This is a genomic window from Acinetobacter sp. NIPH 2100 (assembly GCF_000369805.1).
Classification (GTDB): Bacteria; Pseudomonadota; Gammaproteobacteria; order Pseudomonadales; family Moraxellaceae; genus Acinetobacter.
This window is the reverse complement of record NZ_KB850224.1, coordinates 1,394,968-1,421,738: the sequence shown is the minus strand read 5'-3', so window position 1 is coordinate 1,421,738 and position 26,771 is coordinate 1,394,968. Positions and strand designations below refer to the sequence as shown.

The following is a 26,771-nucleotide window of genomic DNA, read 5'->3' as shown; positions in this document are numbered from 1 at the left end:
TGAATGCAAAAATAGCCTCTTTCGAAATTCTCAACCACGTATCAGTTACTTAAATAAAAATAAGAATAGGATTAAAAACCTAAGAACTTGTTCTTAAGTTTTTAAAAAGTGACACATTCCATTTTTTGATTTCTTTCACCAGAACTAAGCGCTAAAGATTCCCATTCGGGTATAAACACAAAATCATGCCTAGAATATAAACCGACTGCTCGCGAATTATGTGGAGATACACTTAACACAATCCTGGAGTGCCCCTTAGAAATTGCTAAATTCTTAATCGCAGAAATGAGAAGATCGGCTACACCGCGACCACGGAACTCAGGATTCACCCACATTGCCACTAAGTTAAACTCATGGACAGCATTTCGGATTCCACCAATGATACCTACTGCACGAGTCCCTACTATTGCTAAGAAATAGTGATATTTACTATTGTGTGACGCACGATCACGCCATTCTGATTCACTATATTTCTCTACCACGGCATAATGAGCAGCGAAAACATCTGGACTATCCAAGAGAGACTCTAAACGAATCGTTTGAAGAATTTTCCAGTCTTCTTCTACCGTGAGGCGAACCACCACTTCATTTAAGTTTGAGCTCACTAAATACCTCGAACTGATCGTGAATCTGAATTTTTATAAAAGATTTTCAGAAATTAGCTTGTATGTATTAATTTCCTTTTCCGCCTTTTACGACAATTTCTAGTAAATTTACCATTTCAACATTTTGCTTTTCTAAAGCCGCAATATTGGCCACAGTTCTATCAAGCACTTCCTGTTGCACATGCATTTTCTTTGCCAAATCCTGCATGATTTCCAAACTCTTTTTCAGGTGTAGTTCTAAATGCACAACTTTTTCCTCAAGTTGCAAAACTTGAACATCTTGGTTTTGTACTTCTACATTTTTAAACTGCAACCAGAATAAAAATACAACCGCCGCCAATAAAACAGCAATAAATCCCCAAATCAACATCAACTATTACTCCACATTATTTTTTATATTTTATTAAACAATTAATCACAAAATGATTCACACAGATCCAGTAAACGATTTGCATATCCCCATTCATTATCATACCACGCAAATACTTTCGCTTGATGTCCCACCACCATGGTTTGCGTTAAATCGACGATCAATGAATATGGCGAATGATTAAAATCACTTGAAACGAGATCTTCATCCGTCACCTGCATAATCTGTGCATAATCAAACTGAGCTGCTTTGCTCAAAACTTCATTCACTTTATGCACGGTAATGGGTGAATGCGAAACAAAGCTTAAATCAATCGCGGCCACATTAATGGTCGGTACACGAATCGAATAACCATCGATACGATCTTCCATTTTTGGCATGACTTGTTTTAATGCACCTAAGGCACTCGATGTGGTTGGAATAATATTTTGACCTGACGCACGTGCACGACGTAAATCTCGATGTGCATGGTCTAATACTGATTGATCTGCTGTGACTGCATGGATTTCCGTCATTAATGCAGTATCTATACCAAAAGCATCATCAATGATTTTGACCAAGGGAACCAAAGCCTGAGTAGTACAAGACACACTGGAAATAATTTGATCTGTGGCTTTTACCTCAGCATGATTGACACCGTAGACAATGGCAGCATCAACTGAGTCAAAAGGCGCGGCACCGATAATGACACGCTTCGCGCCTGCCTCAACATGGCGAGTCGCATCAGCACGTGAACGGAATAAACCCGTACATTCCAGTACCACATCTATGTTTAAGTCTGCCCAAGGCAATAACTCAGGCTGAGCCTGCTTAAAAACCTGTAGCTTTAATTGACGTTGATTGGACTGAATACTGAGAAAAATATGTTCATTTTCAATCAGAATTTGAACTTGTCCTGCAAAACGACCATGTGTGGTGTCATACTTGAACAAATGCACCAAAGTTTGCACATCGGCAATGTCATTGATGGCAACAATTTCAAATTGAAACTGTTTTGGACTTTCAAACCATGCACGTAATACATTTCGACCAATTCGACCAAATCCATTGATAGCGATACGTTGCATGTAGGGTCCTTATTCATAAAAACATCATCTTTTCTATGCTATATGGTAAAACATCAAGCGCGTTGTTGAATATAGATTTTTAGCTTAAACACAGTTTTATATGATATTGCTTGTAAAATCGTTGGTGAGGGGCGTATTTTCCGTTATAATTTAGCACCTTTAAAATCTATGCCACGCAATGGGTTCGATTGTAGAACATCAAAAACAACGGACTTTGTTGCATATAGCCAAATTCAAAATTATGGAGTGTCTTGGTTGTGAGTACTCGCTTTATGACATCAGCTGAAATCCGTGAAGCCTTTTTGCGTTATTTCGAATCGCAAGGCCATACACGTGTTGCTTCGAGTTCTCTCGTTCCTGCCAACGACCCAACTTTGCTGTTTACCAATGCTGGTATGAACCAGTTTAAAGATTGTTTCTTAGGTTTAGAAAAACGCGACTATGTCCGCGCAGTTTCATCACAAAAATGTGTCCGTGCAGGCGGAAAACACAACGACCTCGACAACGTCGGTTATACCGCACGTCACCACACTTTCTTTGAAATGTTGGGTAACTTCTCTTTTGGTGATTATTTCAAACAAAACGCACTTAAATTTGCGTGGGAATTCTTGACCAGTGAACAATGGTTAGCACTGCCAAAAGATCGTTTATATGCAACGGTTTATCATACCGATGATGAAGCGTTTGAAATTTGGAATAAAGAAATTGGCTTAGACGCAGATCGTATTATCCGTATCGGCGATAACAAAGGCGGACAATACGCATCAGATAACTTCTGGGCAATGGGCGATACAGGCCCTTGTGGTCCGTGTTCTGAAATCTTCTTTGACCATGGCGATCACATTTGGGGTGGTTTACCAGGTACACCAGAAGAAGATGGCGATCGTTTCATCGAAATCTGGAACAACGTATTCATGCAGTTCAATCGTACTGCGGATGGTGTTATGCACCCTCTTCCAGCACCTTCTGTTGATACAGGTATGGGCTTGGAGCGTATTTCTGCTGTTTTACAACATGTTAATTCAAACTACGAAATTGACCTGTTCCAGCACTTATTAAAAGCGGCAGCTGAAATCATTGGTCTAGATACCACTGCAATTGAAGCTGAAGCGAAAGCACAGAATAAACCTGTTGAATATCCAGCATCTTTAAAAGTGATTGCAGACCATGCTCGCTCATGTTCATTCTTGATTGCCGATGGTGTAAACCCTTCAAATGAAGGTCGTGGCTATGTGTTGCGTCGTATCATTCGTCGTGCAGTACGTCACGGCAACAAATTGGGTGCAACAGGTTCGTTCTTCTATAAGATGTTACAACCGCTGATTGAAGTGATGGGTGAAGCCTATCCTGAACTAGCAGCACAGCAAGCACGCATCGAAGCGCAACTGCTTAAAGAAGAAGAGCAATTTGCCAAAACACTTGAGCAAGGCTTGAAATTACTCGAAGGTGAATTGGCTCAACTGAAAGGCAATGTCATCCCAGGTGAAACCGTATTTAAACTTTATGATACTTACGGCTTCCCAACTGATTTAACGGCTGATATCGCGCGTGAACGTGATCTTACGATTGATGAAGCTGGCTTCGAAGTTGAAATGGCGGCACAACGTCAGCGTGCACGTGATGCAGGTAAATTTGCGGTTGACTATAACAGCATCGTAAAAGTTGAAGGTGAAACTCAATTTGATGGCTATGATGCAACTCAAGGCCAAGGTCAAATTGTTGCGATCTATAAAGATGGCGTTCAAGTTGATGAAATCAATGAAGGTGATGAAGCCCTTATCGTATTGAACCAAACCCCTTTCTACGCAGAAAGCGGTGGTCAAATCGGCGATACAGGTCTATTCAAAAACGATACAGGTATCTTTGAAGTACAAGATACTAAAAAATCTGGTGGTGCTTTTGTTCATCAAGGTATCGTGACCATGGGTAGCCTGAAAGCAACTCAAAATGTTGAAGCAACCGTTAAAGCAGATATTCGTGCTGCAACAGCACGTAATCACTCTGCCACTCACCTTCTCCACGCTGCTTTACGTCAAATTCTGGGTGAACATGTTCAACAGAAAGGTTCTTTGGTTGCGAGTGACATTTTACGTTTCGACTTTGCCAATGACCAACCTGTTTCATTTGAACAGTTGCAACAGATTGAGCGTTTAGTCAATGCTGAAGTGATTGCCAACAGCCCTGTAACGACTGAATTACTGGATATTGAATCTGCGAAAGCCAAAGGCGCAATGATGCTGTTTGGCGAAAAGTATGGCGAAGAAGTTCGCGTACTGTCTATGGGTTCTATTATTGAAGAGAAAAACTTCTCTATCGAACTGTGTGGTGGTATTCACGTTAAGCGTACTGGTGATATTGGTCTCTTCAAAATCACCTCTGAAGGTGGTGTCGCTGCGGGCGTTCGTCGTATTGAAGCCGTGACTGGTACCAAGGCGCTTGAAGTTGTTCAAAAAACAGAAACTGATATCCAAACCATCAACGGTTTGTTGAAAGCGCAAAAAGACCAAACTGTAGAGAAAGTTGAAGCGATTGTTGAAACTGCTTCTAGTCTACAAAAGCAAATCGAACAATTGAATCAAAAGTTAGCGAGCTTCCAAGCAGCTGAACTTTTAGATCAAGTAAAGGAAATTGCTGGCCGTCAAACGCTGATCACATCGGTAAAAGGTTTAGATGCCAAATCATTACGCAATCTTCATGACAGCGTAAAATCAAAATTAGAAGATGCAGTCATTATTTTAGCTGGTGTTGAAGGTGATAAAGTGAGTTTAATCGCTTCCGTCGCTAAACAATACGCTGCAACTCTAAAAGCAGGTGACATCATCAAACATTTAGCTCAAGAGCTTGGTGGTAAAGGTGGTGGTAAACCTGACTTAGCACAAGGTGGCGCGCCACTTAACGAGAAGTTTGATCAAGTCATCGCAGCATTACCTGCTTGGCTTGAGCAATAATAAAGACTTCACTTTTGTGTAACTGACCCTGATGCCTCTCAGGGTCATGGCTTATATGGAACAACTATGGCATTAATCGTTCAAAAATATGGCGGTACCTCTATGGGTACTCCTGAGCGCATTTTAAATGTTGCTCATCGTGTCAAGCGTTGGCATGATCATGGTCACAAGGTGGTCGTGGTTGTATCAGCAATGAGTGGTGAAACCAACCGCTTACTTGCGCTTGCCAAAGCCATTACCAGCACCCCTGACCCACGTGAATTAGATCAAATGGTGTCAACGGGTGAACAAGTAACGATTTCCATGTTAGCGATGGCACTGAATTCAATTGGTGTAGAAGCTAAATCATATACAGGTCGTCAAGTTGGTATTAAAACGGACAGCGCGTTTACCAAAGCACGTATCGAATCGATTGATACTGATGTGATGAGCAATGATTTAGATGCTGGTCGTGTCATTGTTGTTGCTGGTTTCCAAGGTTTTGATGCCAATGGCAATATCACAACTTTAGGGCGTGGCGGTTCTGATACATCTGGTGTTGCACTTGCAGCAGCATTAAAAGCAGATGAGTGCCAAATTTATACCGATGTTGATGGTGTTTACACCACTGACCCGCGTGTTGCACCAAAAGCGAAGAAAATTGATCGCATTTCTTTTGAAGAAATGCTTGAAATGGCATCTTTAGGTTCAAAAGTTTTACAAATTCGCTCTGTTGAATTCGCAGGCAAATATCAAGTTCCACTACGCGTGTTATCAAGCTTTGATAATGATGACGATGGTGCATTTGATGAAGATTTCAAACAAAACGTAGGCACACTAATTACGACTGAGGCAGAAGACGATATGGAACAACCAATCATCGCAGGTATTGCATTTAACCGTGACGAAGCAAAATTAACAATTTTGGGTGTTCCTGACGAACCAGGTATTGCCTCTAAAATCTTGTCACCAATCAGTGATGCAAACATTGAAGTGGATATGATAATCCAAAATGTTGAAGAAGATGGCACAACTGATTTTACTTTTACTGTAAATCGTAATGACTTAGCAAAAGCAAAAGCAATTTTAGATCAAACAGCCAACAGTATCGAAGGTTGTGAAGTTGTGACGCGTGATGACATCGTAAAAGTGTCTATCGTTGGTGTAGGTATGCGTTCTCATGCGGGTGTAGCAAGCAAAATGTTTACTGCATTGGCTGAAGAAAGCATTAATATTCTCATGATTTCTACATCAGAAATTAAGATTTCTGTGATCATTGAAGAAAATTACTTAGAGCTAGCAGTTCGTTGTTTACATACAGCTTTTGGTTTGGATCGTGAACATGGCGAAAGCAGTGTACGTGCTTAATTAATAGCTGCTTAAACATATTTACTCGCAAGTAAATAAGAAAAAAAACAGAGCCACTATAGTTTTTTTTATAGTGGCTCTGTTATATTAGGCCTTGAGGTTGTAAAGATGATTCTCACAGAACTTACGAAAAAAAATGTTTTTTACATATTTCTGTTAGAATTTTCTGTATATTAAGCTGTGCTTTCGAACAATGAATTCCCTGTCGCAAGTTTAAGCGTTTAGCAAGGAGATAAACATGCTGATTCTGACCCGTCGTGTCGGAGAAACATTAATGATTGGGGATCAAGTCAGTGTTACTGTGCTTGGCGTAAAAGGCAATCAGGTGCGTATTGGTGTAAATGCTCCAAAAGAAGTTTCTGTGCATCGTGAGGAAATTTACCAACGTATCCAACATGAACGTGCCATGCATGAGCATCTGCAACATCTTGATCAAGATTTTCAACATTCTTTTGAAGAAGATAATAACGATTTTCCTCGAAATAATAACTTCAATCGTTAATACCCCGTGTGCTTCTCCAAAAATTAAAGCGACTATTCTTAGTCGCTTTAATTGTTTTTTATAGGCCTAAAGCCTTCTTTACAGGTCCATAGCTACGACGATGTTGATCAATCACACCATGGGCCGCAATCGCTTCAAAATGTGCTTTGGTTGGATATCCCTTATGTTTAGCAAAACCATAGTCTGGGTATTGCTGATCTAACTCATACATTTGTCGATCACGTGTGACTTTCGCCAAAATACTAGCAGCACTAATCTCTGCATGGCTGGCATCACCACCAACAATTGCTTCACAAGGAATAGTGATTCCCTTTGGAATCTGATTGCCATCCACAATCACTTTGACAGGCTGAGTGTTTAATGCTTCAACTGCACGACGCATCGCAAGAAAAGTCGCTTGTAAAATATTAAACTCATCAATTTCAGCATGTGTTGCTTCGGCAATGGACCAAGCCAAAGCTTTTTCCTGAATCTCTAAAAACAGTTTTTCCCGTTTTTTTTCAGTCAGCTTTTTAGAATCATTTAAACCCTCAATCGGATTATTCGGATCTAAAATAACTGCAGCTGCAACAACGGAACCTACTAAAGGTCCACGCCCTGCCTCATCTACACCAGCAACTTTCATATAAAATCTCTAAAGGCTGATGACTCAGCCTTATCTTATTAACCGGCTTTCTTGAACGTTTCAGCTACACATGCGTTTACAGTTTGAGAAACGACTTGAGTCACAATCGTCGCACGTGCTGTTGGATCAATGGCAGCTGTTGCCAATTCAACTGCAGTGACGCTGTTTGGCGCTTTTTCACTAACACAACCACACACTTCAGTTTGGATATTGTCACGCTGCTCTGCTGTCATTACACGTGTCGCTGTTTTCCACGCTGGTAGTGTATTAATCTCATTAATACATTTCGCATTTACAGCAACTTTTAACGCTGCCATACCTAACTGCTGTGAAGTTGTACCCGCTGAGTTATTTCCATCTGGGGTAACACAACCACTCAAAGCTAAAACGACAGGGGCAACAATAAGTACCAACTTTTTCATAATTTCTATCCTGTATCTAAATTTTGGCAGGCGTATTGTGCCTAAATGACGGCTTTTATGATATGACTCAGCTTCATATTTACATAATTAAACAATGATAAATGATTTAGACAACAATGAACGTTCTACGCATAAAACGCTCCGTTACACTTCCGATATATGAGAAAGAACAAGGGCTAACTAGAATTAAAAACACCCATCTATAACAAAGCCAGGATGTTGCAATGCCAACCTCAGCACAATATTACACGCGTACGGCACAAGTTATACATTGGCTCATGGCTGCAATTTTTATCACTGCTTGGCTGATTGGCTTTTACAGTGGCAACTTTCTCAGCTATGACGTTGATGGTAGCTTCAAGGGAACCGTTATTACCCTACATAAAAATATAGCCACAACCATTATTTTCTTAGTGGTGATCCGTATTTTTTGGCGCTACACCCACCCTGCACCAGAATTACCAGACACCATGTCACCGACAATGAAAATGTTGGCACATGTTGGACATTTATTCCTGTACTTAATGCTGCTCGCTCTGCCAATTACGGGCTGTTTATTTAGTTGGAGTGCTGGACACCCTGCTCCAGTTTTATATTTATTCGAAATTCCACGTTTAGTACAAGACAATCCAGAATTACTGGCAATTGTTAAACCCTTACACATTTATCTTTCTTGGTTTGCGGGCTTATTGGTTGCTGGACATGCATTGGCCGCCATTAAACACCATCTGATCGATAAAGATAATGTCTTGCTCAGCATGTTGCGTCAGCCCAAATAATACTTAAGACATAAAAAAAACCGCTTTACGCGGTTTTTTTAATTTAGATCTTTTTCACTTCTGCAATCCACTTTTGCTTTTCTTCATCAGAAATAAATGAAGCTTCAAAAGAGTTAATTGCCAATTGCTTTAATTCATCATTGCTTAAATCCAAAGCCTGCTGAATCGCAACAAAGTTATCATTCATATAACCACCGAAATATGAAGGATCATCTGAATTGACCGTTACCTGTACGCCCTTTTGCAATAAACGGCGAATATTGTGTTCGCCCATATCATTGACCACACAAAGCTTTAAATTACTCAAAGGACAAACCGTTAATGGCATTTTTTCAGCGATTAAACGCGCCATTAGACGCTCGTCTTCCTCAGAACGCACACCATGATCAATACGATTTACTTTTAATAAATCCAAAGCTTCCCAAATGTATTCTGGTGGACCTTCTTCACCTGCATGCGCAACGATTAAAAAGCCTGCTTCACGCGCTTTGGCAAAAACACGTTCAAATTTTGCAGGAGGATGTCCAACTTCACTTGAATCCAAACCAATTGCAATAACGTCATCTTTAAATGGCAAAGCTTGCTCAAGCGTTTCAAATGCTTTTTCTTCGCTCAAATGACGCAAGAAACACATAATTAACTGAGAACTAATGCCCAACTTGGTTTGTGCATCCGTACAGGCACGTTTTAAACCCGCAAGTACTGTTGCAAACTCAACACCACGCTCGGTATGTGTTTGCGGGTCAAAGAACATTTCTGTGTGCACCACACGATCTTCGGCACATTTCTCAAAATAAGCCCAAGCAAGGTCATAAAAATCCTGCTCATGCACAAGCACATTCGCGCCTGCATAATAAATATCTAAAAATGATTGAAGATTATGAAAGTTATACGCTTGTTTCACTTCTTCAACTGATTGATAAGGAATCTGAATCTGATTACGCTGTGCAATTGCAAACATCAGTTCTGGTTCAAAAGTCCCTTCAATATGCACATGCAATTCGGCTTTGGGTAAAGCACGAATCAGCTCGACTTGATTCATATTAACTCCACGTCTAAAGAAAAAAGGGTGTTACCGAAATAACGCCCTTTTAGGCTCTCTTCACAATGAGCTGTAAACACCTACAGCTCAAGAAGAAAATGATAAAAAATTACTTAACCACCAAATGCAACAAACTTAAATACCCACAGCGCTGCAATAATCCAGACCATATAAGGCACTGTCTTTGCTTTGCCTGTCAGTAACTTGACCAATGCGTAGCTGATAAAGCCCATCGCAATACCATCTGCAATTGAGTAGGTAAATGGCATAAATACGATGGTTAAAAATGCAGGAACAGCTTCAGTAATATCATCCCAATCGATATGGGTGATCCCCTGAATCATCAACACACCAATGAATAACAATGCTGGTGCTGTTGCGAAACCAGGAACAGATTGAGCCAATGGTGCCAAGAACAGGCAGCCAATGAACAAGAAAGCAACTACAACTGCTGTTAAACCAGTACGACCACCAGCAGCAACGCCTGAAGCTGATTCAATATAAGGCGTGGTTGAAGATGTACCTAATGCTGCACCTGCAACGATTGCCGTTGAATCAGCAAATAATGCTTTCTTCAAACGGGGTAATTTACCATCTTGTAAAAGGCCTGCACGGTGCGAAACACCAACCAATGTCCCTGTACTATCAAATAGATCAACAATAAAGAAGACAAAAATCACCCCAACCATACTGGCTGTAAATAGACCTTCAAAGTCCATTTGCATAAAAGTCGGTGCTAAAGAAGGAACTTGACCGACAACGCCTTTAAATTCATTCAAGCCCATTGCTGTTGCAATAGCAGTCACCACAAGAATACTGAGAATAATCGCACCACGAACTTTAAATTGGTGCAAAACTACAATCATTAAAAAGCCGAATAGTGCCAACAAAACCGTTGGTTGCTTGATATCCCCTAAACCAACCAATGTCGCTGGATTATCAACAATAATGCCTGCATTTTTTAGTGCAATTAATGCGAGGAATAGACCAATACCACCGCCAATCGCAAATTTAAGTGACATTGGAATCGCATTGACAATCGCTTCACGAATTTTAAAGAAACTAATCGCAAGGAAAACCAAACCTGACACAAAGACTGCAGCGAGTGCAGTTTGCCAAGGTACGCCCATACCCAAACAGACAGAATAGGTGAAATAAGCATTTAAGCCCATACCAGGTGCAAGTGCGATTGGATAGTTCGCAATAATCCCCATGACCAAACACCCAATTGCCGCAGCCAAACAGGTTGCAACAAAAACAGCACCATGATCCATGCCGGTTTCAGAAAGAATGAGTGGGTTTACAATGATGATGTAACACATCGTTAAAAATGTGGTTACACCTGCTAGAACTTCTGTTCTAAAGTTGGTTTTGTTCTCGCTCAGCTTAAATAAGCGTTCTAACAAACCAGCCGAAGCATTAGGCGTTGTCATAACATAGCACCTGTTGAAATCTAAGATCGTAGAATGTGAAATCTATACGTTTGTGTTTGCAATCTTTTTTGAATGTACACAAAAAGGTATACAAGGCTAAAAGCAATCTATATGCCAGCTTTGCCCTTGTGATACAGAGGATATGTATAAATTCGATTCCGATATCAAAACGTAAAAAGCCGCATATCTACATGCAGCTTTTTATTTAATGGTAAATATTTTAACAGATTCTATTCAAAACTTGAGTACCACAATACAAAAAAAGCGCATTTGATGCTCAATCTCGGATGATTGGCGCAATAATGCATGCATTACAGCCCTAGAAACTAGTTACTCCGCTGATAGGACGATAAATGTGTATGCGGATTGTGCTGTATCGTGTTCAGGCTATTTTCAGCATCTTGAACAATCTTCATCAACTCTTGACGTTTCTTTGCTTGGGCATCGACATAAGCTACATAACCCAAAATAAATATAGAGAAAGCCAAGACGATCGCAATTTTAATCTTCATTATTATTATCTCTATTATAAAGTTTTCTTTAATGCTAACAAAAAAGACTGAAAATGAGAACAAAAACGCATATTAAAATCACAAATGATAACCACATCACAATTATATCGTTATTTTAATAAGTTTTTTGTTTAATTTTCGCTCAATCAAATAATAGAATATTCCAGTTTTTTTAGCAATGACATTTTATATAATTCAATAAGATAGATAAAAATTACATCTTTATAATCGAAAAAACCCTTCATTTTCAGCATCTAAAAAATAAAAAGCACTTTTCCCGAAGGAAAAGTGCTTAAAGTCACAATTAAATATTTAGATTAGAACTGGTAGTTCAAACGCACCAAGAAGTTGCGTGGTGTACCAGACATAGACGGGTCTCTCCAATATTCCTTATCTGTAATATTATTTACAGCAACTGTTGCTCCCCAACGTTCATCTTTATAGCCAACTGCAGCATCTAAACGTGTCCAACCCTCAATTTTTGCTGTGTTTGCATCAGTTGTATAGAAAGATCCAACATATGTTGCACCCAGCTCTCCATAAACTTTTTCAGTTGGTAAATAGCGGACAAATAAGTTACCTGTATTCTCTGATATCTTCGCCAACTGTTTATCTTTTAAACGAGATGCTTCTGGAACGTTATTTCGGACATCTTTGGTCCACTTAGCATCTGTATAGCCATAGCCACCACGAACAAATAGATTATCCATTACGCGACCAATAAAACTGAACTCAAGCCCTCTTGAACGTTGTTGTTGACCAACGTCCCATTGTTCAGGATGCTTAATTTCATCAGGACGATAACGAATATTGTTTTTTGTAATATCATAAATAGAAAATTGCGTATTTAGTCGGTCATTCAACCAATCACTTTTAACCCCAATCTCATACTGTTCATTGTATTGTGGTTCAGCATCATAAACATTTGGACTTTGAGTCGGATCAATACTGATCATTCCGCGGCCACCATACGGCGCAAAACTCTTGCTATATGAAGCGTAAAAACTTTGACTCTCTATAGGTTGCCACACAAAACCCATATTTGGACTAAACGTTTCACCATCATATGACTGTTTCTTATCCGTCACCATGTTGTGTGTTTTAAACTCAAATTGATCGTAGCGTGCGCCAAGCATCATTTTAATAGTTGGAGTTAAACTCACTAAGTCCTGAATAAAAATAGCTTTATTTTCTGCATTATGTTGACTATAAGAAGTCATAGGTGTCCGACCAATTGTCTGACTAAATAATGGAGAGGCATAATTATCATTAGGATTGTACGGGTTAATATATCCGTAATATTTACCTGCATATTGACCACTAGAATAGTTACCCAGCTTTGGATCACGATCCTCATGCGTCCAGTCACTTCCAACCATGACATTATGTTCAAATGAACCCGTTTTGAATTTACCTGTAATATCGAAGGTATTCATTACAGTTTTATTCATGGTTTCTTGCCAAGCATAGCTTTGACGAAGATAACCATTCCAATCACATTTATCTGGCTTAGTTGCTAAAGTCAAATTATTATCACAATAAGTTCCACCAAAAAAATTATCAAAGTTTTGATACGCTTGGCGATAACTGGCAGCCCAATGGAACTTCCAATCTGGTGCAAACTCGTATTTAACATCAGTACGAATTGTTTGTAATTCATCTTCAATAAAATCTGAACTACGCGCAAAGGCATTCTTAATAGAAATGCCTTTTGGTAGACTTTCATAAGTAGGACCACGATCAGGCGTACGCTCTAATTTGTCAAACGTATATTGCGTTGTCCAAAGCAGCTTCTCATCATCACTACGATAAGTCACACTTGGAGAAATCATTTCAATTTGTGACCCAATAACTGAACGGAAGCTATTGGTATCTGCTTTTTCACCAGTTAGACGAATAGCCCAATTATCAGTAAGAACCTGATTAAAATCTAAAGTACCACCGATGTTTTCATATGAACCTGCATAGACTCCAACAGAACTTTTAGAATCAAAATTTGCGAATTTGGTAACCATATTGATTACACCACCGCCAGCACCACGCCCATAGAGTACAGAAGCAGGTCCTTTTAAAATCTCAATACGCTCTACATTCGCAGTACTACGACGTAATTGCCCACTTTCACGAACACCATCACGATAGATATCCCCTTCATCCGCTTTAAAACCACGAAGTGAAATCCCATCACCACGTGCATCATAATTCGTAGATACGCCTGGTGTCCCCTGCAACATCACACTCAGGTCATTTGCCCCATAGATTTTGTATTTTTGCACATCAATCGTATCGATCGTCTGCGGGATATCTTTTTTCTTTAGACCATTACGAGTAACACTTGCCTGATCATAATCAATATAACTTTTGATTGGATCAAGCTCACTCATTGCTTCAATTTTAATGGTTGGCATGACTGCTGTTGGTGCAGTTGTTTCATTCGCAAATGCATACTGCGCTTGCAGAAGCATCATAGTTAACAAGCTAAATTTAAAAATAGGCTTGTTATGCATATTCAAAGGTACAGAACTCATAAAATTTCTCAAAAAAACTCAGACAAAAATTAAAAAAATATTAAAAATAAAAAAACACTACAATTTTAATAAAAATCATTCTCATTTTCACCAACTTTTACACTATTTTTAAAGTTTAAAGCTGTTTTATTGTTCATATAGAATTCTTAGCTATTTTCCCTATAAAGCTTTTTAACGATAAAAATATTTTAAAATCTTTGAGTTATCCGCACTAAATTCCATTTTTCTACACAATTGTACATTAGGCTACACAGAAAATAATTTGATCATTTTTTGGGGTTCTAGAATGAAATATACCGTTTATTGTGGAAGACTCAGTGTGCTTAGCTCAGCATTACTCAGTATAAGTGCGTCAATGTTTGCTGCCGAGCCCCCAACCGAGACTTCTGCACCCGCAGTATCCGAATCAAGTCCTCAAGTTTTACCCACCCTTTCATTCAAAGCCTCAGCAGAACCCCAAAAAGCAAAAGATGATGATATTAGTGCTGTACCTAAAACCATCATTACCCAAGAAGAAATGCTGCAGTATGGTGATCAATCCGTCATGGATGCATTGCGACGTTCAGCTGGATTCCAAATTCCAAGTTTTGGCCAAGGCCCTCGCGGTGGTGGCGGTGCATCAGGTATGCGCTTTCGCGGTGGCGGCGCACCAACATTTTTGGTGAATGGTGAACCCGTACAGGGTGGCCCACGTGGCGGCATGTCAGTTATTGACACCATTAGCCCTGAAATGATTGAACGCATCGAAGTGATCAAGCAGCCTAGCGTTGCACAAGCTTCTGTTGCTTCTTCAGCCGTAATTAATATTATTTTAAAAGAGCCTCTAAACACAGGTTTAAATGGCTCAGTGAAACTCGGCTATGGTTTACGTGATAGTGGTGAGCAACAATCTGAACGTAAACAGATTAATATTCAAGCAGATGGTCGTAAAAACCAATGGTCATACAGTGTTTCAGCCAATCAGATGTGGATGGACAATACTTCGATCACCAAAATAGAAACAGCCACTGGAACACGTGAACAACTTCGCACTGTCAACCGCACCATGCAAATGTTTTCACCGCGTTTGCAGTACGATTTGGACGATCAACAGAAATTGATTGCAGAATTGTTCTATCGCAATGTCAAAATGGATGGCTATTCATCGAATCAAACTCAGGATGACAAGAACGACAGTATTCGATTAAACACCCGTTATGAACGTAAAGACAAAGACTTGAGTGATAAAATCCGCCTGTCAGTCGAACGTCAAACTGAAACACAACTGACGCACTCATCTCAAAATACAATTTATACCGATGAAACTGTAAATGAGTATGGTCTTGCCTATGATGGTATACGGAAATTAGATAAAGACCGTCAGATTAAATTCGGTTTTGATACGCGCAGTAACGAACTCGATAGCAATGTCAGCAAAAGCCTAGATGAGCAGCGTTATGCTGTGTATGGCGAAGGGAGCTGGCGCTTTACCGACCGTCAAACTGTGACTTTAGGAGTACGTCAGGAGTGGCTTAACCGCTCTGGCTTAGTCGATTATCAAGATCAACATTTAAGCCCTGTTCTAGCATATCGTTTCGACCTTACTGAACAGTGGTCGATTCAGACCAACTTAAGTCAAGCGTTTAAAAGCCCAAATACAGATCGTCTGATTCCCAATGTCACCGTTTCTACAGACAGCGATGCAGGAAGTTTGAATAATCCAGATCGTGGTGGAAATCCAAATCTAAAACCTGAAAAAATTCGTGCGGCTGAATCTACCCTTGCCTATGACTCTGCTAGTGGCGGTGTGAGTGTCACGGCGTATCATCGCGAAATTAAAGACTACATCGAAAAAGTCATTGCACTGGAAGGTACACGTTATGTGGAGCGACCACAAAACCAAGATCAAGCGACCACCTATGGTGTTGAGTTCTCAGGACGCTATGCATTAAAACAAACTGATGCTGGGCATTCATTTATGCTCAACGGTCAAGTATCGACGATTCGCGCCAAGATTGAAGATGGGCAGCACAATGAACGTTTGGTAAGTGATGTTGCACCTTATAATGCCAGTACGGGCGTATCTTATAGTTTTAAACCATGGCAACTTTCAACCAGTGCCAATGTCAGTTATACCCCGGAGTTTACCCGTGCCCTCGATGGCCAGCCTTATGATCGAACTACCAATCAGCGTTTTAGTTTAGACCTAAGTGCAACCAAACGTTTTGCACATGGCTGGGCTGCAAGTCTTAACCTTAACAATGTCTTGAGCACCCACTATAAAGAACGCCTGACGAACCAAACAGATGGTAGCTTATATCAGGCGAGAACCAATGAAAGTATTCCTTCATTGCAGTTTAACCTTGAGAAAAAGTTTTAATCCATCTCTAGCAGCAAATCATTTAACCAATCAAAGCCAGCGATTTACTCGTTGGCTTTGATATTTTAGATGCGCAAAGCGATGTAAGATGCGCTAAAACTGAATAATGACAATACTTTAACTGAGCATGTTATGATCTCAGCAATTGATCCACCTATGCTCCGAATAAAATGAGAACTGAACTAAAAACGAAGATCATACAAGTCTGCGATGAAAAAATTGCCAAAAAAGGCGATAACGTAGGACTTTCATTTTATGCTTTCTTTGCCAATAAAAATGATGATCCTGAACGCCTCATGGAAGCAGCACACTGGTGGATCATGCAGCATCAACTCGATCATTTTGAAAAAGCCACTAAAATTAAAGCATTGATCTTGGCACAAGCCGATTAACGACTAGACTTAATACACATCTCGCTGATAACGCTGTTCAAGCTTGAGTTGCTCAACCCATTCAACACCCAACAGCTCTTTTAAAGCTTGATCAACGCCGCTCGCCATGCCTTTCAAGCTACCACATACATAAATCGCTGCACCTTGTTGAATCCAAGCTTGCAAGCGAATGGATTGGGTTCTTAGACAGTCTTGCACATATACTTTTTCAGCTTGATCACGAGAAAATGCATAATCCACCTGATCCAGATAACCATGCTGCTGCCAGTAGTGAATTTCTGCCTGATAAAGATGATCAAACTGCTGTTGTCTTTCACCAAAAATCAGCCAATTTTGTTTATACCCCCAATGCTCTCGTTGACGCAAATGCGCCAATAAACCAGCAATCCCCGTCCCGTTGCCAATTAAAATCAGAGGTCTTGCATCATGTGGCAAATGAAAATTTGGATTATGCCGAATATGTGCTTGTACGCATTGATCAGGTTGCAACCCCTCAGTCAGCCAACCAGAACCTAAACCTAATCCAGTTTCTGTTTGCTGCTGTCTAACCACCAATTCGAGTAAACCATTTTCAGGTAGGCTTGCAATTGAATACTCGCGCTTTGCTAAAGCTTCAAATTGATCTATCCATTGTTCAAATGTTTGATCTCGTCTGACAGGTAATTCTCTTAAATTTAACGTTCTTAATTTAGCGGAAATCTCTGCATTTTGATTGCGCTGATGTAAGACCAAAAACTCCTCAATTTCTTTCAGATTGTTCTCACATTGGATTTCCAGAATATCCCCTGATGACCAAGTCAACTCTTCATCACCAATCAATTGAACTTTATAAATTGGCTCACCGACACTGCCTTTATTTAAACACTGACGATGGGCAAATTTTAATGGCAACATCTGTTGGGAATTTGCTAAGTCACCCAAGCTGACCGAGGTCAGTTGCTCTAAACCATTCAACCATTGTTCCAAATCACGACTATTCAGTTGATCAACCAAAACCGTATTAAATAAAATTTGCGCCTGTTGTTGAAGCAACCATTGTTCTAATCGCTGTCCAAACTGACAGAAGTTCGCATAACGCCGATCTCCCAATGCCAATATTGCAAATGATAAATGGGATAAATCTAAGTTCTGAGCAAACGCTTTATTGATAAAAGATTGTGCACTATCCGGTGCATCCCCTTCACCATAGGTACTAACCACCCATAAAATTCTTTGTTGTTCAGTGAGATCATCAATACTGAGATCTTGAATATTTTTGACTACGATCTGATCATCAACTAAGCGTAGTTGTTCAGCGGTATGTCTCGCCCAGATTTCTGCATGTCCAGATTGGCTCGCATAGACGACCAAATATGAAGGATGCAATTGTGAAGATGACGTTGAACGTTTTTGCTGCCAAAGCAAGTACACCACAATAAAAAGATGCAGACCCAATAATATTGCCAAAATCGCAATAACGATCAGCACAGCCTGTGTCATGACTCCACCTTAAATGGCAAACCAAATGAGTAAAATAATCGCTGCCAAACTTGCTGCTGTGAGAAGCAAATGTGTGATTAAACGGGTTTTAATCGTGAGAAATAAAATATAGCCCGCCAAAGACAATAAAATGATGATGATCGCACTGATATCGATTAACCAATGCCATGTTGCACCAACATTTTTACCGCGATGCAAATCATTGAGCAATGAAACCGTAGTGGCTGGTTTTTGGGTAATTTCAACTTCTCCTTGATCCATCAGTACCCACAGATCTGTTGATCCTGCCGGACTCTCCAAACGGATCATCACCTCGCCATCCATCACTTCACTACTTTTATAACGACCAATCAATGAGTGCTTGTCACGAACAAAATCCAAAATCGCCTGACTTGGATTTTCTTGTTTTTTAATTGCACTGATAAAAGCAGGTGGCAAAGTAATTTTCGCTATTTGCTCATCATTGGATGATTTAAACCAATCTGGGTTATTGAGTAACAATCCTGTCGCAGCAAAAAAAATCAGTGCGATAAAAGCGAATGCAGAAAGCCAACCATGCACATAGCGTGCATGGCGGTAAAAATCACGGCGTTGATACAAAAGACAAGCCTCGAAAATAAGTGGGACTTTTTATTAAGCGCCACGTTGGAAGTTTAATTTTAGCGTACCAATTTCTGCCTGTGCAGGAAGTGTTTTTGTGACCGCTTTTGGCCCAACCTCTAACTCAAAGCTTTGATATGAATGGTCACCATGCTCACGAGAGGTTTCAATATGGATTAAATATTTACCTGCATCCACAGCTTTACCAGCGTCATCTTTACCATCCCAAGCTAAACGATACTGTCCTGGTTGGCGTGATGGTTTTGCAACTGCATCCAAGTTTGGCATTTGACGACCATAACGGCGCCACCACACATAGTTTGAGTTGAGCCATTTCTCATCTTTACCCCAAACTGCAAGGGTACGAACCAGTTTTTTATCACTATCCGTCACCCAAACTGAAACATAAGGCGCACGGTAATTATCAACAGCAAGTTTTGGAATATTCACTTCAATTTGAGCCTGATAACCTTTAGGCCAAGCTGTTGCAGCAGCATTTGCAGCCACATGTCGAAGGATCGCAGGCTGATTGGCATCTAACAAAGTTGACCAACCTGAACTTTGATAGCTGCTTCCATCACTGGCAACCAATTGTGCTTCGAAACCAACCAGTTGTTCAATCAGTTGCATGCCTTCATGCGGTGACATTGCAGTTAAAGCCGTTGCCAAAGCATCTGCATCTGCAGCACACTGCCCGACCACTACACATTGCTCTACAGTTTGAATTGGCATCCCAGTTTGAGGGTTAAGCAAATGCGATTGCCCAGCCAATGAACGATAACCTTGTCCACTAAAAGCAACCGCTTGATCTTTGATATTTAAAATTTGGTTTGGTGCCGCATTATCAAAGTGTTCATTTGGATTTTGAATACCGACTTTCCAACCTGCCTGTTGAGGTGATTGTCCCCAAACACGCATATCCCCCCCAATATCAACCAAAATCCCCTGTAAATGTGGCACAGCTTGTTTTGCGGCAATCAAGGCACGGTCAATCACATAACCTTTTGCATAGGCATCTGGTGCGACTTGAACCGCAGAAGCAATTTTAATCTGTTTGGTTTTTGGGTTTAGCTCAATACTCTGTGTCTTTAACTGACGCAGTAATGCTTCTTGGGTTTGATCATCCAGACTTTGCACCTGATTGCTCCGTTCCCAAAGTTGAATTAACTGACCTAAACGTGCATCAAAACCACCACAGGTCGCACTACGCCATTGTTCACAAGCAGCAATGACCTCATAAAGTTCAGGAGATGCTGCTATTTGTTGCTCACGATTCAACTGACTGATTTCACTGTCATCACGCCAAACCGATAGAATCTTATCTAAACGTGCAACTTCTGTCTGAATCGCCTGTAATGCCTTTTCTGCATCGTGTTGATGTGCTGTCGTAACAACAACATCCAAAGATGTGCCCAAAATGTGATCTTGATGAAAGCTATAACTTGGAATCTGCACTGGAGCTTGCAATATAGGTACATCTTTTGCACTGCTTTCATTGGCCTGAGTAACAGTAATTGGCGACATAAATACAGCCAGCGCGGCCATCAACGGTGATAAACGAAATATGATTTGAACTGGGCGAAAAACGTGTTGCGTTGATGACATCGTTAAGGTTCCTTTTCTCAGATTTACCTAAGCCAATACATGAGCTTTTTCAAAAGCAAATAGCTTGGTCTCACGCATGAATTACAGCCAAAAGAACATGAAAGTGAAATCATTTTATTTTCAATAAAATCAAAAACATTCTATTCACTTAAGACACACATTAGGGAGAAAAATAACGTGTTTATCTTTATATGTACAATGGCATAAAAACGATTAAAAATTTATCGAAATAATATTGCAACTGATACTCGTTATCAAGTAGATTGTAGCAATTCTTTTGCATTTTTGTTTATTTCTCTTTTAAGGAGTTCTTCATGCGTCATCTGCTCACTGTTGCCCTTTTTTCAGCGCTGCCAACATTCAGTTTTGCTCACACAGCAAGTCCTTTTTTATTGCCAGACGTATTTGATAGTAAAGCGGATAGCGTAAGTTTCCAGAGCGCAATCACTGTAGAAAAATTCTTTGTACCAGGCCGTAACTTTAAAACAGATTATCAAGTGACAACACCAGAGGGTAAAACCGAAACAATTAAAGCAGCAGCAGAATTAAAAAAATTCAATATCGCTGAAGTCAATTTAAGTACCGAAGGGACATATCGTATTCGCACACAAGATGCGACGGGCACTCCGACCAAATATGCCTTGGTTGATGGTCGTTGGTTACGCGTTCGTCCTCAGCGTCCAGCAAATGCCAATCCAATGCCACCGCAAAATAATAATGCAGCACAAAAAGCACCTCAAGCGCCTGCAAATCAACCACCTCGTTTTATTGCTGAAGACCAAATCCCTGCAAATGCAAAAACTGCACAGACGATCAATCACTATATCGCAGAAAGTTTTGTCACCAAGGGCAAACCTAGTCCTGTCCCAGCTGTAAGCAATAAAGGCTTCGAATTCAAATTCTTAACTCATCCAAATGAACTCTATGCTGGCGAATCATTTAAGGCGCAAGTTTTAATCGACGGCAAACCTGTACCAAACTTGGAAGTTGATGTATTTAAAGGTGCAAGTAGCTATCAACCCAATGCAAAGCGTGATCAGCCGCATGTAAAAACCAATGCCAAGGGTGAAGTTGAGGTGAAATTCAGTGAAGCAGGTATTTATCTGATTACAACCGCTTATCCAGAAGCAAATACAGATAACACCAAACAACCTGTCGCACAAACTTATACTTATAGCGTCACGGTTGAAGTGACTGAATAAGCCTTTTAATGAAGGTACTTATCAGCGTATAAGTACCTTTCTCCACCTGATTTAATCCCTATCCATTTCTATCTTAAAAATAACAGCGTATATTGTTTTAAAACTCGTACTTCCCCTGTTTTATGACTTCAAGAAAAACCAGTGATGCAGGCATCTTTTTGTGGATGGTCTATCAAACCATGCAAATGATGGATATAGATGCTGCCGCCATCTTTGCCCGAGTGCACCTTCCAGATCAACCACCAGATAAATTTGTGCGTCGAGATAACTCTACTCAGCAGCGTTTTTGGAAAGCCGCTGTAGAAATTAGTAAAGATCTCGACATTGGTTTGCATATCGGTGCAAATGTCCCAGCATTTCGTGGGCAAGTTATTGAATATCTTTTTTTGAGTAGCCCAACATTTGGTGAAGGCCTAAAACGCACCATGCGCTATCAAGCCTTACTCACCGATGCCATGTCATTTAACTTAGACATGATAAATGAAGATACGGTCATGATTTCAGGCCTAAATCATCCTGTTCGGCATTATCTGGAATGTGCGATTGGCATTCTGCTTAATTTTTTTAAATACATTAGTGACGAAACATTTATACCGCTTGAAATTGGCTTGCCCTATCATGAAGGTGCACACCCAAATGAATATCAGAAAATATGGGGATGTCCTGTTAGACTTGGTCAAGAGAATGGCTACATTTACTTTGATGCAACACAATTAACAACTGCTTCTCCTGCACATGAACCTGAACTTTTAAAAGTACATGAACATCATGCTGCTTCACAGCTTGAGCTATTAAACAAACATCAGCTCATCAATGAAATCGAAAAGATCTTGGCTAGTGGATTATTAGAGTCTGGAGATTTTGACCAGAACATCGTGGCCCAATATTTAGGACGCAGTGCCCGTAGCTTAAGAGCAGACCTACAGCTTTTAAATACCACCTATGAAAAAGTCATTGCCCACTATCGTGAACGCCTTGCACGGCGTTTGCTATCCCATACACAGGAAAGTATCGATCAGATCGTTTATCTTACAGGCTTCTCTGAACCCTCAGCTTTTTCAAGAGCATTTAAACGCTGGACTGGGGAGACACCAACTGCATACCGACAACGTAAACAGGCTTAAATTGATTGGATAGGCAGCTCCAAACTGTCAGATCAGTCAAAATATTTTGCTCATCTCTTTTTAAAATCAGATCCATGTTAGACGAGGTAATCCAGCATGATCGGTTTTCCAGTAGGTGTTTTTGTTGCAAATGGTATGGAATGGTATTTCCACAAAGTATGGTTGCATGAATTCCCAAGTAAAAATAGAAATAGCCCCTTCTTTACCCATATTGCCCATCACAAACGTGCACGTTTAAATGGCTTTCATGACGAAGGTTATGCAGAGTCCATGTTTAAAAACTCTGAAATGTATAATGAAAAATCAGCATTAATCGGTTTGGCTGCCGCATCTACGATTTTTCTACCCGTTGCCCCTTTCTTTACCGCGGGCTTGTACTATGGCATTTGGAATTATTGGAAAGTTCATGCCAAATCGCACCTAGATCCAGAGTACGCCAAAAAGCGGATCCCTTGGCACTATGATCATCACATGACCAGCAATCAAAATGCGAATTGGTGTGTGACCCGTCCATGGTTCGACTATATTATGGGAACCCGAGTCATGACCGATGTATCGGTTACCGAAACGAATCCATTGGCAATGAACATGCCAAAGTGGTTGGAAAAAAGAGTGAATCGTATAGCACGTCGTTTATTGCCTAAAGCATATGCTCAAATTGATGCCAATACCCAATTTGATCAACAGAATTTAAGGCAAGGAATTGAAGTGGCTTTATAAATTATGAGGCGCTTATTCTTTTGATAAAACCGAGCTAAAACAGCTCGGTTTTTTATTATGAGAAAGTTAATGTGAACTGGTTTTAGACAATAAATTTAAAATCAGCACACCACTCATAATCAACACAATGCCTATAATTCCCCAAAGATCCAGTTTTTGATCAAACACAAACCAAGCAACTGTGGTAATCAAGACTATCCCAACCCCAGACCAAATCGCATAAGCAACGCCTACAGGAATCGTTTTCAAGGTCAAAGACAAACAATAAAATGCAATCATATAACCCTCAACCACAACAATGGATGCAATTGGCTTGGTAAAACCCTCACTACTTTTTAAGGCAGATGTTGCGATCACTTCCGCAGTAATCGCAATGAATAAAATAATCCAGTTGTTCATTTACCCATTTCCCATCATCAAATACGACCTATTAGAATATCTACAAGAAAAAACACCCTTTATAAAAAGGGTGTTTTCATATGACTTAGAATTAATCTAGTGACAACTTAAGCCGTCTTTTTCGCCATATTGTTTTTACGGATCGTAATCATGACCAATTGCACTGCTGCTGGTGTAACACCTGGAATACGACTCGCTTGTGCCAAGGTCTCTGGACGAACAGTATTTAACTTCAAAGTGATTTCACGTGATAAACCTGAAATACCATCGTAGACAAAATCAGCAGGAATCTTGGTTTCTTCAAGACGCTTTAATTGCGCTACATCTTCGTGCTGGCGGTTAATATAACCTTCATATTTCACCGCAATCTCAATCTGCTCACCCACATGTTCAGACACTTCCGAACCCGTTAATTCAGCAATTTGGCTAAAATTAATATTCGGACGTTTCAACAAATCGATCGCACTACACTCTTTACTGAGATCTGCACCCGTCATTTCAACGAATTTTTTGCCCATTGGGTTATTTGGTGCAGCCCATAAATGCTGTAATCGAGAGGTTTCACGCTCAACCGCTTCCATTTTTTCGCTATAGGCAGCCCAACGTTCATCATCAACAAGACCAAGTTCACGGCCAATCGTGGTTAAACGCTGATCCGCATTGTCTTCACGCAACATCAAACGGTATTCCGCACGCGACGTAAACATACGGTACGGTTCTTTGGTTCCAAGCGTAATCAAGTCGTCTACCAATACACCCATATAGGCTTGATCACGTTTTGGTGTCCACTCTTCTTGTTCCCAAGCACGGCGTGCGGCATTTAAGCCTGCAAGTAAACCTTGTGCACCCGCTTCTTCATAACCTGTCGTACCATTAATTTGACCAGCAAAGTACAAGTTTTGAATCGCTTTGGTTTCAAGTGTGAATTTCAATGCTTGAGGATTGAAATAGTCATATTCAATTGCATAGCCTGGACGCAAGATATGCGCATTTTCCATACCGCGAATCGAACGAACCAAATTGAACTGTACATCAAATGGCAATGAAGTCGAGATACCATTTGGGTAAAGTTCATGCGTATCTAAGCCTTCAGGCTCCAAAAATACCTGATGTGAATCTTTATCTGCAAAACGGTGAATTTTATCTTCAATCGATGGGCAATAACGTGGGCCAACACCTTCAATCACACCGGTATACATTGGTGAGCGATCTAAACCACCACGAATAATTTCGTGGGTTTTTTCGCTGGTGTGCGTGATATAGCAATTGACTTGTTCAGGATGCATCGAAACATCACCCATGAACGACATCACTGGAGATGGGAAGTCGCCTGGTTGTGGTGTCATGACTGAGAAATCGACCGTACGCGCATCAATACGTGGTGGCGTACCAGTTTTTAAACGACCAACAGGTAAATCAAGCTCGCGTAAACGATGTGCCAATGCAATTGACGGTGGATCACCAGCACGACCACCACTTGAGTTTTGTAAACCTACGTGGATCACACCGCCCAAGAATGTTCCTGTCGTCAAGACCACAGTTTTGGTATCAAAACGGATCCCCATTTGGGTGACAACACCTTTAACAGTATCGCCTTCAACAATTAAGTCATCCGCAGCTTGTTGGAAAATATCCAAATTGGCTTGATTTTCTAAAGTATGACGAATTGCAGCTTTATAACGTACACGGTCTGCTTGCGCACGCGTCGCACGGACAGCAGCGCCTTTACGTGAATTCAGAATACGAAATTGAATACCACCTTTATCTGCCGCAAGTGCCATTGCACCGCCAAGTGCATCGATCTCGCGGACAAGATGTGATTTACCAATACCACCGATTGCTGGGTTACAGCTCATCTGCCCCAAAGTCTCAATATTATGCGTCAACAATAATGTTTGTCTTCCCATACGTGCAGCAGCAAGCGCCGCTTCCGTACCAGCGTGACCGCCACCAATTACGATAACGTCGTAAACTTTAGGATAGTGCATAGTGGTAAATGTGTATTCAAAAAATGACAGAGTATTATACAGGAGTTTTCTATTAAATTGGCAAAAACCATCAATATTCTTATAGGTTCCAAGCCACTGTTCTGGCTACAGAATACACAAAAAGAAACCTTATGTTGCATTTTCCTCTTATACTTCACACAGCGATTCATCACTATTAACTTGAACACCACTGTTTTATCTGTTCAATTTCTTATCCTAAAAAGTGCATAACAAATACTTAGGAAAATGACATGAACACAAAGCTTTTATTTTCATCTCTTATTTGTGGCCTATGTTTTAGCGTAGCTGCACATGCAGATACCAAGGCGACCCAAGATCAGCAAACCAAAAAGTATCAGCAGGTTTGTAAAGGCAAAAAACAAGGTGACCCAGTTTCTTTTGCCTATAAAGGCGTTGTTTTCAATGGTTCATGTGAACCGAATGAAGCAGGTAAATTAGCGTTCCAGCCACCAACACCTGCAAATAATGCAGCGCCTGAGACTCAAAGTCGTCTTGCAGAAACACAGTCTGCGCCGCGTCCTGTGAGTGAACCTGTAGAAGCGCCACCCGTAGCTCCTGCTCCTCCTGCTACACCCGATGTAGAACAAACTGCGCCTTAATTGCAGTCATTATAAAGAAGGTCTCTGTAGACCTTCTTTTTTATTTATCTGTGATAAAAACAATGCGATAAGCCAATCTCGCTTAAATATTTGCCCTTAAAAT

24 protein-coding genes are annotated in these 26,771 nt (G+C 40.4%); 10 read left to right on the top strand and 14 right to left on the bottom strand.

Annotated elements, in window-relative coordinates; all coding sequences use genetic code 11:
- Positions 1 to 101: 101 nt before the first annotated feature.
- From F887_RS11460 to F887_RS11470, 3 genes are all read right to left on the bottom strand, one after another.
- Positions 102 to 605, bottom strand: a complete 504-nt coding sequence (locus F887_RS11460; RefSeq protein WP_005292977.1) for a GNAT family N-acetyltransferase — start codon at positions 603 to 605, stop codon at positions 102 to 104.
- Between the two features lie 67 nt (positions 606 to 672).
- Positions 673 to 975: a hypothetical protein gene (locus F887_RS11465; RefSeq protein ID WP_005292975.1), complete on the bottom strand. Its 303-nt coding sequence runs from the start codon at positions 973 to 975 to the stop codon at positions 673 to 675.
- 41 nt (positions 976 to 1,016) lie between these two features.
- Positions 1,017 to 2,042: a type I glyceraldehyde-3-phosphate dehydrogenase gene (locus F887_RS11470; RefSeq protein ID WP_005292973.1), complete on the bottom strand. Its 1,026-nt coding sequence runs from the start codon at positions 2,040 to 2,042 to the stop codon at positions 1,017 to 1,019.
- A 257-nt stretch (positions 2,043 to 2,299) separates the two neighbouring features.
- Here F887_RS11470 and alaS point away from each other — a divergent pair, with 257 nt between their 5' ends.
- The 3 genes from alaS (at position 2,300) to csrA (ending at position 6,839) form a co-directional block, all read left to right on the top strand.
- The gene (alaS, locus tag F887_RS11475; RefSeq protein WP_171067390.1) at positions 2,300 to 4,990 is read left to right on the top strand and encodes an alanine--tRNA ligase; all 2,691 of its coding nucleotides are present in this window, start codon (positions 2,300 to 2,302) and stop codon (positions 4,988 to 4,990) included.
- A 66-nt stretch (positions 4,991 to 5,056) separates the two neighbouring features.
- On the top strand, positions 5,057 to 6,337 hold the full coding sequence (locus F887_RS11480; protein ID WP_005151971.1) for an aspartate kinase: 1,281 nt from the start codon (positions 5,057 to 5,059) through the stop codon (positions 6,335 to 6,337).
- 238 nt (positions 6,338 to 6,575) lie between these two features.
- Positions 6,576 to 6,839: a carbon storage regulator CsrA gene (csrA, locus tag F887_RS11485; RefSeq protein ID WP_005151969.1), complete on the top strand. Its 264-nt coding sequence runs from the start codon at positions 6,576 to 6,578 to the stop codon at positions 6,837 to 6,839.
- A gap of 58 nt (positions 6,840 to 6,897) precedes the next feature.
- On the opposite strand, the gene rnhB is transcribed toward csrA, so the two are convergent.
- Entirely contained in the window at positions 6,898 to 7,464 is a 567-nt protein-coding gene (gene rnhB / locus F887_RS11490) for a ribonuclease HII (RefSeq protein WP_005292969.1), read from the bottom strand.
- 38 nt (positions 7,465 to 7,502) lie between these two features.
- Positions 7,503 to 7,886 (bottom strand): hypothetical protein, encoded by a 384-nt coding sequence (locus F887_RS11495; protein WP_005292968.1) that lies wholly within the window; start codon positions 7,884 to 7,886, stop codon positions 7,503 to 7,505.
- A 224-nt stretch (positions 7,887 to 8,110) separates the two neighbouring features.
- Between F887_RS11495 and F887_RS11500 the strand changes: the two genes are divergently transcribed.
- Complete coding sequence (locus F887_RS11500) at positions 8,111 to 8,665, top strand: cytochrome b (protein WP_005211622.1); 555 nt, start codon at positions 8,111 to 8,113, stop codon at positions 8,663 to 8,665.
- Between the two features lie 43 nt (positions 8,666 to 8,708).
- On the opposite strand, the gene F887_RS11505 is transcribed toward F887_RS11500, so the two are convergent.
- The 4 genes from F887_RS11505 to F887_RS11520 all read right to left on the bottom strand — a co-directional run bounded on the left by F887_RS11505 (position 8,709) and on the right by F887_RS11520 (position 14,180).
- Positions 8,709 to 9,707, bottom strand: coding sequence for an adenosine deaminase (locus tag F887_RS11505; protein WP_005292965.1), 999 nt, complete (start codon positions 9,705 to 9,707; stop codon positions 8,709 to 8,711).
- 113 nt (positions 9,708 to 9,820) lie between these two features.
- On the bottom strand, positions 9,821 to 11,140 hold the full coding sequence (locus F887_RS11510) for an NCS2 family permease (protein ID WP_004805960.1): 1,320 nt from the start codon (positions 11,138 to 11,140) through the stop codon (positions 9,821 to 9,823).
- A 326-nt stretch (positions 11,141 to 11,466) separates the two neighbouring features.
- Positions 11,467 to 11,652 (bottom strand): hypothetical protein, encoded by a 186-nt coding sequence (locus tag F887_RS11515; protein ID WP_005151956.1) that lies wholly within the window; start codon positions 11,650 to 11,652, stop codon positions 11,467 to 11,469.
- 317 nt (positions 11,653 to 11,969) lie between these two features.
- Positions 11,970 to 14,180: a TonB-dependent receptor gene (locus F887_RS11520; protein ID WP_005292963.1), complete on the bottom strand. Its 2,211-nt coding sequence runs from the start codon at positions 14,178 to 14,180 to the stop codon at positions 11,970 to 11,972.
- A gap of 286 nt (positions 14,181 to 14,466) precedes the next feature.
- Here F887_RS11520 and F887_RS11525 point away from each other — a divergent pair, with 286 nt between their 5' ends.
- Both F887_RS11525 and F887_RS11530 read left to right on the top strand, forming a co-directional pair.
- A complete protein-coding gene (locus F887_RS11525; RefSeq protein ID WP_005292961.1) occupies positions 14,467 to 16,539 on the top strand; it encodes a TonB-dependent receptor plug domain-containing protein in 2,073 nt (690 codons plus the stop codon).
- 170 nt (positions 16,540 to 16,709) lie between these two features.
- Positions 16,710 to 16,931, top strand: a complete 222-nt coding sequence (locus F887_RS11530; protein ID WP_005292959.1) for a DUF6500 family protein — start codon at positions 16,710 to 16,712, stop codon at positions 16,929 to 16,931.
- A gap of 9 nt (positions 16,932 to 16,940) precedes the next feature.
- On the opposite strand, the gene F887_RS11535 is transcribed toward F887_RS11530, so the two are convergent.
- From F887_RS11535 to F887_RS11545, 3 genes are read right to left on the bottom strand one after another with little or no spacing between them, the layout of a single operon-like run.
- Entirely contained in the window at positions 16,941 to 18,410 is a 1,470-nt protein-coding gene (locus tag F887_RS11535) for a sulfite reductase subunit alpha (RefSeq protein WP_005292957.1), read from the bottom strand.
- A 9-nt stretch (positions 18,411 to 18,419) separates the two neighbouring features.
- A complete protein-coding gene (locus F887_RS11540) occupies positions 18,420 to 19,010 on the bottom strand; it encodes a PepSY-associated TM helix domain-containing protein (protein ID WP_005292955.1) in 591 nt (196 codons plus the stop codon).
- A gap of 33 nt (positions 19,011 to 19,043) precedes the next feature.
- The gene (locus F887_RS11545; protein ID WP_005292952.1) at positions 19,044 to 20,615 is read right to left on the bottom strand and encodes a DUF2271 domain-containing protein; all 1,572 of its coding nucleotides are present in this window, start codon (positions 20,613 to 20,615) and stop codon (positions 19,044 to 19,046) included.
- Between the two features lie 314 nt (positions 20,616 to 20,929).
- Between F887_RS11545 and F887_RS11550 the strand changes: the two genes are divergently transcribed.
- From F887_RS11550 to F887_RS11560, 3 genes are all read left to right on the top strand, one after another.
- Positions 20,930 to 21,817 (top strand): DUF4198 domain-containing protein, encoded by an 888-nt coding sequence (locus tag F887_RS11550; protein ID WP_005292950.1) that lies wholly within the window; start codon positions 20,930 to 20,932, stop codon positions 21,815 to 21,817.
- A 122-nt stretch (positions 21,818 to 21,939) separates the two neighbouring features.
- Entirely contained in the window at positions 21,940 to 22,941 is a 1,002-nt protein-coding gene (locus F887_RS11555) for an AraC family transcriptional regulator (protein ID WP_005292945.1), read from the top strand.
- A 96-nt stretch (positions 22,942 to 23,037) separates the two neighbouring features.
- Positions 23,038 to 23,661: a sterol desaturase family protein gene (locus F887_RS11560; RefSeq protein WP_005292943.1), complete on the top strand. Its 624-nt coding sequence runs from the start codon at positions 23,038 to 23,040 to the stop codon at positions 23,659 to 23,661.
- A 66-nt stretch (positions 23,662 to 23,727) separates the two neighbouring features.
- Here F887_RS11560 and F887_RS11565 read toward each other — a convergent pair whose 3' ends face one another.
- Positions 23,728 to 24,060, bottom strand: coding sequence for a DMT family transporter (locus F887_RS11565; RefSeq protein WP_005292940.1), 333 nt, complete (start codon positions 24,058 to 24,060; stop codon positions 23,728 to 23,730).
- A gap of 107 nt (positions 24,061 to 24,167) precedes the next feature.
- A complete protein-coding gene (mnmG, locus tag F887_RS11570; RefSeq protein ID WP_005151930.1) occupies positions 24,168 to 26,048 on the bottom strand; it encodes a tRNA uridine-5-carboxymethylaminomethyl(34) synthesis enzyme MnmG in 1,881 nt (626 codons plus the stop codon).
- 251 nt (positions 26,049 to 26,299) lie between these two features.
- Between mnmG and F887_RS11575 the strand changes: the two genes are divergently transcribed.
- Positions 26,300 to 26,668, top strand: coding sequence for a hypothetical protein (locus F887_RS11575; protein ID WP_005292937.1), 369 nt, complete (start codon positions 26,300 to 26,302; stop codon positions 26,666 to 26,668).
- Positions 26,669 to 26,771 lie beyond the last annotated feature (103 nt).

Excerpts from the sequence above, each read along its gene's own strand:
- F887_RS11465 (WP_005292975.1), bottom strand. The coding sequence starts at position 975 with ATGTTGATTTGGGGATTTATTGCTGTTTTATTGGCGGCGGTTGTATTT.
- F887_RS11470 (WP_005292973.1), bottom strand. The coding sequence starts at position 2,042 with ATGCAACGTATCGCTATCAATGGATTTGGTCGAATTGGTCGAAATGTA.
- F887_RS11480 (WP_005151971.1), top strand. The coding sequence starts at position 5,057 with ATGGCATTAATCGTTCAAAAATATGGCGGTACCTCTATGGGTACTCCT.
- csrA (WP_005151969.1), top strand. The coding sequence starts at position 6,576 with ATGCTGATTCTGACCCGTCGTGTCGGAGAAACATTAATGATTGGGGAT.
- rnhB (WP_005292969.1), bottom strand. The coding sequence starts at position 7,464 with ATGAAAGTTGCTGGTGTAGATGAGGCAGGGCGTGGACCTTTAGTAGGT.
- F887_RS11495 (WP_005292968.1), bottom strand. The coding sequence starts at position 7,886 with ATGAAAAAGTTGGTACTTATTGTTGCCCCTGTCGTTTTAGCTTTGAGT.
- F887_RS11500 (WP_005211622.1), top strand. The coding sequence starts at position 8,111 with ATGCCAACCTCAGCACAATATTACACGCGTACGGCACAAGTTATACAT.
- F887_RS11505 (WP_005292965.1), bottom strand. The coding sequence starts at position 9,707 with ATGAATCAAGTCGAGCTGATTCGTGCTTTACCCAAAGCCGAATTGCAT.
- F887_RS11510 (WP_004805960.1), bottom strand. The coding sequence starts at position 11,140 with ATGACAACGCCTAATGCTTCGGCTGGTTTGTTAGAACGCTTATTTAAG.
- F887_RS11515 (WP_005151956.1), bottom strand. The coding sequence starts at position 11,652 with ATGAAGATTAAAATTGCGATCGTCTTGGCTTTCTCTATATTTATTTTG.
- F887_RS11520 (WP_005292963.1), bottom strand. The coding sequence starts at position 14,180 with ATGAGTTCTGTACCTTTGAATATGCATAACAAGCCTATTTTTAAATTT.
- F887_RS11525 (WP_005292961.1), top strand. The coding sequence starts at position 14,467 with ATGAAATATACCGTTTATTGTGGAAGACTCAGTGTGCTTAGCTCAGCA.
- F887_RS11530 (WP_005292959.1), top strand. The coding sequence starts at position 16,710 with ATGAGAACTGAACTAAAAACGAAGATCATACAAGTCTGCGATGAAAAA.
- F887_RS11535 (WP_005292957.1), bottom strand. The coding sequence starts at position 18,410 with ATGACACAGGCTGTGCTGATCGTTATTGCGATTTTGGCAATATTATTG.
- F887_RS11545 (WP_005292952.1), bottom strand. The coding sequence starts at position 20,615 with ATGTCATCAACGCAACACGTTTTTCGCCCAGTTCAAATCATATTTCGT.
- F887_RS11550 (WP_005292950.1), top strand. The coding sequence starts at position 20,930 with ATGCGTCATCTGCTCACTGTTGCCCTTTTTTCAGCGCTGCCAACATTC.
- F887_RS11555 (WP_005292945.1), top strand. The coding sequence starts at position 21,940 with ATGACTTCAAGAAAAACCAGTGATGCAGGCATCTTTTTGTGGATGGTC.
- F887_RS11560 (WP_005292943.1), top strand. The coding sequence starts at position 23,038 with ATGATCGGTTTTCCAGTAGGTGTTTTTGTTGCAAATGGTATGGAATGG.
- F887_RS11565 (WP_005292940.1), bottom strand. The coding sequence starts at position 24,060 with ATGAACAACTGGATTATTTTATTCATTGCGATTACTGCGGAAGTGATC.
- mnmG (WP_005151930.1), bottom strand. The coding sequence starts at position 26,048 with ATGCACTATCCTAAAGTTTACGACGTTATCGTAATTGGTGGCGGTCAC.
- F887_RS11575 (WP_005292937.1), top strand. The coding sequence starts at position 26,300 with ATGAACACAAAGCTTTTATTTTCATCTCTTATTTGTGGCCTATGTTTT.